This is a genomic window from Mycobacterium sp. (assembly GCF_050701675.1).
GTDB lineage: Bacteria > Actinomycetota > Actinomycetes > Mycobacteriales > Mycobacteriaceae > Mycobacterium.
Genome location: NZ_JBOGDD010000087.1, coordinates 1 through 6,572, shown reverse-complemented (window position 1 = coordinate 6,572; position 6,572 = coordinate 1). Strand labels below are relative to the sequence as shown.

General features: G+C 67.2%; 6 protein-coding genes. 3 read left to right on the top strand and 3 right to left on the bottom strand.

All coding sequences use genetic code 11. The features are described from left to right. Positions 1-64: 64 nt before the first annotated feature. From ACRDUX_RS02740 to ACRDUX_RS02730, 3 genes are all read right to left on the bottom strand, one after another. Positions 65-796, bottom strand: coding sequence for an SDR family NAD(P)-dependent oxidoreductase (locus ACRDUX_RS02740; protein ID WP_526410782.1), 732 nt, complete (start codon positions 794-796; stop codon positions 65-67). A gap of 14 nt (positions 797-810) precedes the next feature. Further along, the gene (locus ACRDUX_RS02735; RefSeq protein ID WP_526410780.1) at positions 811-1,437 is read right to left on the bottom strand and encodes an RNA polymerase sigma factor; all 627 of its coding nucleotides are present in this window, start codon (positions 1,435-1,437) and stop codon (positions 811-813) included. Between the two features lie 212 nt (positions 1,438-1,649). Next, positions 1,650-4,430 carry a helix-turn-helix transcriptional regulator gene (locus ACRDUX_RS02730; protein ID WP_526410778.1) on the bottom strand — a complete coding sequence of 927 codons (2,781 nt, stop codon included), beginning with the start codon at positions 4,428-4,430 and terminating at the stop codon, positions 1,650-1,652. 264 nt (positions 4,431-4,694) lie between these two features. On the opposite strand from ACRDUX_RS02730, the gene ACRDUX_RS02725 reads away from it, so the two are divergent. From ACRDUX_RS02725 to ACRDUX_RS02715, 3 genes are all read left to right on the top strand, one after another. Next, positions 4,695-5,486, top strand: coding sequence for a metal ABC transporter solute-binding protein, Zn/Mn family (locus tag ACRDUX_RS02725; protein WP_526410784.1), 792 nt, complete (start codon positions 4,695-4,697; stop codon positions 5,484-5,486). Then, the gene (locus ACRDUX_RS02720) at positions 5,473-6,261 is read left to right on the top strand and encodes a metal ABC transporter ATP-binding protein (protein ID WP_526410776.1); all 789 of its coding nucleotides are present in this window, start codon (positions 5,473-5,475) and stop codon (positions 6,259-6,261) included. The genes ACRDUX_RS02725 and ACRDUX_RS02720 overlap by 14 nt, the downstream gene beginning before the upstream one ends. After that, positions 6,258-6,572, top strand: a 315-nt coding sequence (locus ACRDUX_RS02715) for a metal ABC transporter permease (protein WP_526410774.1), incomplete at its 3' end; no start/stop codon positions are given. The genes ACRDUX_RS02720 and ACRDUX_RS02715, both read left to right, overlap by 4 nt.

Sequence of the window (6,572 nt, the reverse complement as noted above, 5' to 3'; positions counted from 1 at the left end):
CTCTACGTTGGTATTTCAGATGACTTCAAATGACTCAGATGGCTTCAAGCGGCGTCAGACTGCTTCAAATGGCACAGCCGCCGCCGTCGGCGTGCAGCGTCGAGCCCGTGATGAAACTGGCCCGTGGTGAGGCCAGAAAGAGCACCGCGTGGGCGATCTCCTCGGGCTCGGCGGTGCGGCCCAATGGGAGTGCACGGCCGAGTTCCTCGTTGGTGTCACCCCATTCGGCCAGGACGCCTTCGGTCTTGGTGGGGCCGGGGGCGACGCTGTTGACCCGAACCCCGCGCGCGCCGAACTCGGCCGCCCAGGTGCGGGTGAGAGATTCCACGGCGGCCTTGGACGCGCTGTAGGCAGACGCGCCGGGAACGCCCTTCGAGGCGACCATCGTGGTGACGTTGACGATGCTGCCGCGTCCTCGCTCGAGCATTCCCGGCACCAGTCCGGCGGCCACGAAGTAGGAGCCGCGGACGTTGGTGTCGAACGTCTTCTCGAACGAATCGAGGTCCTGCTCGACGGTGAGTGCTGCCGGGAAGCTGGCAGCGTTGTTGACCAGGATGTCGACGTCGCCGGCCTGCCGTACAAGCGATTTCACCGAATCGATATCGGAAAGATCAGCCTGGACGAAGCGTGCGGTTCCGTTGATCGCCGCGGCCGCGGCAGTCCCGCGCGCCACGTCTCGACCGGTGAGGATGACCGAGGCACCTTCATCTGCGAGCAGGTGGGCGCACGCCAGTCCGATGCCTGCGGTGCCACCGGTGATCAACGCCGTCTGGCCGGTCAATTCCTTCGTGTTCATTGCACACTTCTCCTTTACGCGGCGCGCGGTTCGACCGCGTCGATGTCGTCTCGGGTGGGGGCCAGGTGAGCCAATGCGACGCGCAGCCGTTTGCGGGCACGTGACGCCCGAGACATGACGGTTCCCACCGGGATGCCGAGGATCTCAGCGGTTTCCGCGTAGGTATGCCCCTGCACGTCGGCGTAGTACACCACGGCCCGGAAACCGTCCGGCAGCGCGTCCATCGCAGCCTTGATGCCGTAGTCCGGCAACGCATCCAGGACTACATCCTCCGCGGAGCGGTGTCCCGCAGGCAGTCGCGCGGCGCCATCGGCCATGTCCCGCTCGGTGACGTCGTCCACCGAAACCTCGGACGGACGCCGTTGTTTGAAGCGGTGTGTGCTCACCCACCGGTTGTAGAGAATCCGGAAGAGCCACGCCTTGAGGTTGCTGCCTTCCTGGAAGGTGTGAAAGCCCGCATATGCGTGCAGCAGTGCGTCCTGCAGCAGATCCTCGGCGTCGGCGTCGTTGTGGGTAAGCCGTCGCGCCCCACGCGAAAGGACGTCGAACAGGGGCTCCGCGTCACGAGCGAACCGCGCGGAGAGATCTCCGTCCGACCCGCAAGTACCGGCTGCCGGTATCCCGGACATTGTGGAATTCATGATCCGTCTCCTCGATTGAAGCGCGCCGGGGTGCTACCGGACCGGGGCGGGCTGCTTGCCTTCGTCCTGCTGAGAGCCCGTCGCGAGCTGTCAAGATCAGACTCGCGGTTGCGAGGACGAAGAGAACCCTTGGAAGTACGTGGTCCGTGGTCCGTAGTCCGTAGTGGCGGACGGAGTCAGTGGTTCGGGGCGCGGTTGCCGCGTTGCCGGCTTCAGCTCGCCCAGGACACGGTGCGCAACTGCCTGCGCGAGGTGATGCCTAGCTTGACGAACACCTTCCGCAGGTGCCATTCCACCGTATGCGTGCTGATGAACAGCTGCGCACCGATCTCAGGATTCGTCAGACCGTCCCCGGCCAGCCGGGCGATCTGGGATTCCTGGGCGGTCAACTCGTCGCCGGCCCCGACCTGCTGTTTGCGCACCTTCTCACCGGTCGCGGCCAGCTCACGGCGGGCACGCTCAGCGAAACCTCGTGTACCCATGGTGGTGAACATGTCGTAGGCGGTGTTGAGCTGGTGGCGGGCATCCAGACGGCGATTCACCCGTCGCAGCCATTCGCCGTACGACAACCGGGCGCGCGCCAGGTGCAGCACGATGTTCGCACGTTCGAGCAGGTCAATGGCCTCCGTGAAGTGGCCTTCGGCATGCTCGTTGGAAGCGAGAAGTGCTCGCGCGCTTGCCACCGCACCCCGTCCCCAGTCGTTTCCGCCGGCGCCCGCCCGCTCCTCGAACCGCGGCAGGGCCGATGCGGCGGATTCCAGATCACCGATGTGTGCCGCGGCTTCGATGAATTCGAACAGGCACCAGCTGTAAAACCCCAGGTCTTCGTACACACAGCCGTCCCGGGCGGCCGCGAACGCCTCCTCGTACCGACCGAGGCCGTTGAAGAGGACGGCGGCGGTGAACTTGCTCAGGCCGATCAGTCTGCCTTCGCCCCTGGCTGCGCCGTCCGACGCGGCCACCTCGATCAGGCCCACCGCGTCCGCGGGTACCCCCCGCCAGGCGGCGAGGTTCAGCGAATGATACTTCACCGGCGTGAATCCCATCGACGCGGTGATTGCGCTGGCCTCTTCGATAAGTGTTGCCGCCGTGTTCAATTCGCCGCGGTAGACGTGAACACCGGCCCGATAGCCGAGCGCGGGTGGAATCACCGCCAGCGCACCGGTGTCACGTGCACGCCGCAGTGTGTCGGTGGCGATCTGCTGTAAGACCGCATCGTCCCAGAGTTCGTGCGCTGCGGACTCCTGCGCTATCGGGAACGGCCAAACCACGGGCTGGCGGTCGTCGTGCTGCGCGTAGTCGGTCCAGCTCTCCAATGCGGATCGCAGATGGTCGGAACCACCGCCGGGGCCATCCAGGATCCGACTCGCCATCCCGCTCAACAGGAAGTCGATCGGCCGCCGCAGTTCTGGCACCCGACCGACGGCGACGCGGGCGGCGCTGGCGATCTCCGCGAGCCTGCCGGGTTCCCCGAGCCGACCCGCGTACATCGCAGCGGTGAGCGCCTCGAGGTACGTCTCTCTCGCCAGGTCGTCGTCGTAGCCGTCGAGTCCCTTGGCGGCCCTGAGCAGCTGCGCTGCGGCTTCACTCGTCGTGAGCGCACCTGCCTCACCACCGCGGCTGCGGACGAATTCCATCTGTGCGCGCATCCGGGCGACCTGGGCCCGCTGACGCGCGGACAGCGGCCCCAATTCGGCTATCGCGAGAAGCTGGTACGCCGCGTCGGGCGCGGCCGCATCGCGCTTGGCCTGCGCGGCCGCAATCGCCCTTGCTCCCCTCAGGTTCGGGTCAGACGTCAGCACCGCCGCGCGTTCCAGGAAGGTGGCTGTGGCGGCCACACCGCCCCTGCTCTGGGCCCGGCCCGCCGAGGCTTCCAACTCGGCGGCCACCGCATTGTCTGGTCCCGCGGCGGCGTTGGCGGCATGCCAGGCCCGACGATCGGGATCGAGGTCGACATCGGTCGCATCGGCCAGGGCCCGGTGCACGGCGCGGCGTTCGGTCAGATCCGCCGCAAGGTAGGCCGCCGAACGCGCCAACGGATGGTGAAAGCGCATCCGCGGACCGAACTCGATCACTCCGGCGGCCTCTGCCGGCGCAAGTGCGTCGACTGGAATTCCCAGCCGGGCTGCCGCGCGCAGGAACAACGCGGAGTCGCCAACGGGCTCGGCGGCGGCGACGAGCAGTAGCTGCCGGGTCGAGTCGGGCAGGGACTGGATGCGGCGCACGAAGCTCTCCTCGATCTGTCCCGCCGAGGGTCGCGCGCCGGAGATCCAGAACCCACCGGCCAGTTCCGCCGAGGTGACATTTCGGGGCACCTCGAGCAGAGCCAGCGGAATCCCGCGTGTCTCCGCGACGATTCGGTCCCGCACTCTCGGGTCGATCCCGCTCACCATCACCGATTCCAGCAACTCGCGGGCGTCGCCGTCGGACAGGCCTGTGATCGCGAGCTCCGGCAGACCGGCCAATACGTCGGGGGCATCGCGTACGGCGAACACCAGCGCGACCGGCTCGGCCATCAAGCGGCGTGCGACGAAACCGAGGGTCTGCACCGATACCTGGTCGAGCCACTGCGCGTCGTCGATGACGCACAGCAGGGGTTGCGCACGAGCAGCCGCAGACATCAGGCTCAGTACGGCCAGACCGACCAGGAACCTGTCCGGGGTGGCTCCGACTCCACGCCCGAAGGCCACGTTCAACGCCTCGCGCTGTGGTTCCGGCAGCTCGTCAAGATGCTCGAACAGCGGTGCGCACAGCTGCTGAAGCCCGGCGAAAGCCAGTTCCATATCGGATTCGACGCCTGCCACCTGGGTCGAGCGGAATCCGGACGCCAGCTCCGAGGCGTACCCGAGCAGTGCGGTCTTGCCGACACCCGCTTCCCCGCGCAACACCAGCACCTGGCAGCTACCCGATCGCACGGTCGACATCAGACTTTGGAGGGTCTTGCATTCGGTCGTACGACCGCGCAGGCTTTGCCGCCGACCCTCGCCCGACATGAAGAACTCCCTAAACGACCCCGCGCGATTCTAGCCAGTGACGCGACGCCTTCGCTTCGGGAGTTGCACCCCGACTCGCGCTGGCTATTGGAAACGATTATCGTTTCGGACATGACCCCGAATTCCCGGCGACTCGCCGCGTCGGCTGCCATCGCACTCACCTGGAGCGCGGTCGCCTGTGGCTCCGAACAGCCCGATCAGTCGCAGCCTGCCGCCAGCGGCACCACAACCGCCGAAACGTGCCCCACCGCCCCACTCGACGTCGTGGTCAGCGTCGATCAGTGGGGCGACATCGTCTCCCAGCTCGGCGGCGCGTGCACGAAGGTCAAGACGGTATTGGCCAGCTCATCGGTCGATCCGCACGACTATGAGCCCTCGCCTGCGGATGCCGTGGCGTTCGCAGGCGCCAAACTGGTCGTGCTCAACGGCGCCGACTACGACCACTGGGCGAGCGACCTCGCGGCCACGTCGGCGCCGGCCGCACCGGTGGTCGACACAGCCAAGGTCACCAACACACCGGAGGGCGCCAACCCACACCTGTGGTACCGCCCGACCGCCGTGAACGCCGTATCCGATGCCGTGACGGCGGAGTTGAGCAAGCTCGATCCACAGGCGGCGAGTTATTTCGCCGGACGACGCTCCGCGTTCACCACGGCGTTGGGCCCGTACACCAGCCTGATCGACGAGATCAAGGCCGGAGCTTCTGGCAAGTCCTACGCGGCCACCGAGAGCGTCTTCGACTATCAGGCGCAGGCACTCGGACTGGTCGACAAGACCCCGAAGGGGTACCAGCAGGCGGCGGCCAACGAGTCGGACCCGTCGCCGGCCGACATCCAGGCCTTCCGGAGTGCACTGGCCGACCACCAGGTCGACGTGCTCATCTACAACACGCAAACCGAAGGATCGATCCCCGCGCAGATCCGCACGGCGGCCGAGCAGGCGGGGGTGCCCGTCGTGGAAGTCACCGAGACAGTTCCGCCCGGGCAGGACTCCTTCGTGGGCTGGCAGGACGCCCAGCTGAGCTCGCTCGCCAAGGCGCTCGGTGTCAACGCCTGATCCGGACGCCACGCGCCTCGCCCTGGAGTTCGACGACGTCAGCGCGATTCGCGGCGGTCGCCTGATCTGGTCGCAGGCCTCGTTCGACGTGCCCGCCGGCGGCATCGTCGCGGTCATCGGCTCCAACGGCGCGGGCAAGACGACGCTGCTGCAGATGATCCTCGGCCTGCTGCCTCCGGCGTCGGGGCAGCTTCGAGTCTTCGGCCGGCGTCCCGGCGAGGACAACGAGCGCATCGGCTACGTCCCGCAGCACTACGCCGCCAGCGCCGGGGAGGCGATTCGCGCGACCGATGCGGTGCTGCTTGGCTTGACCGGTCGACTCTGGACGTGGGGTCGCGCCACGGCGGCGCAACGCCAACGCGTCGCCGACACGTTGGCGGCGGTGGAGGCGACCGACTTCGCAGGCACGCGGCTCTCGATGCTCTCGGGGGGACAACGTCAACGGGTGGCAATCGCCGAGGCGTTGGTCGGGCGGCCTCAGCTGTTGATCCTCGACGAGCCATTGGCGTCGCTGGATCTGCGCAGTCAGCGCGAGATGGTCTTGCTACTCGAGCGGTTGCACCGCGAACTGGAGGTGACCATTCTGGTCGTCGCCCATGACCTCAACCCCCTGCTGCCGATCCTCGACAGCGCGATCTATCTGCTCGACGAACACGCCCACTACGCACCCATCGCCACCGTGGTCGACGATGCATTGCTCACCCACCTGTATGGCACGCCGGTTCGCGTCGCGCACACCCCTCAGGGTGAGCTCTACATGAGGAGCGTTCTGTGACAGCCCATTTGGTGGCGCTGGGCTATCAGCAGAACTGGTGGCAGATCCTCACGTCGCCGTTCATGCGCAACGCCGTGATCGGCGGAACCATCGTCGCACTGGCCGCAGGGCTGATCGGATACTTCATCGTCGTGCGGCGCACCGCATTCGCGGCGCACGCGCTCGCGCACATCGGACTACCCGGCGCCACCGGCGCGGTCCTGCTGGGGATTCCACCCGTGCTTGGGCTTGGCGCGTTCTGCGTCGGTGGGGCTCTCGTGATCGGTGCGCTGGGCAAACGTGCCGACGACCGCGACGTGGTCACCGGAACC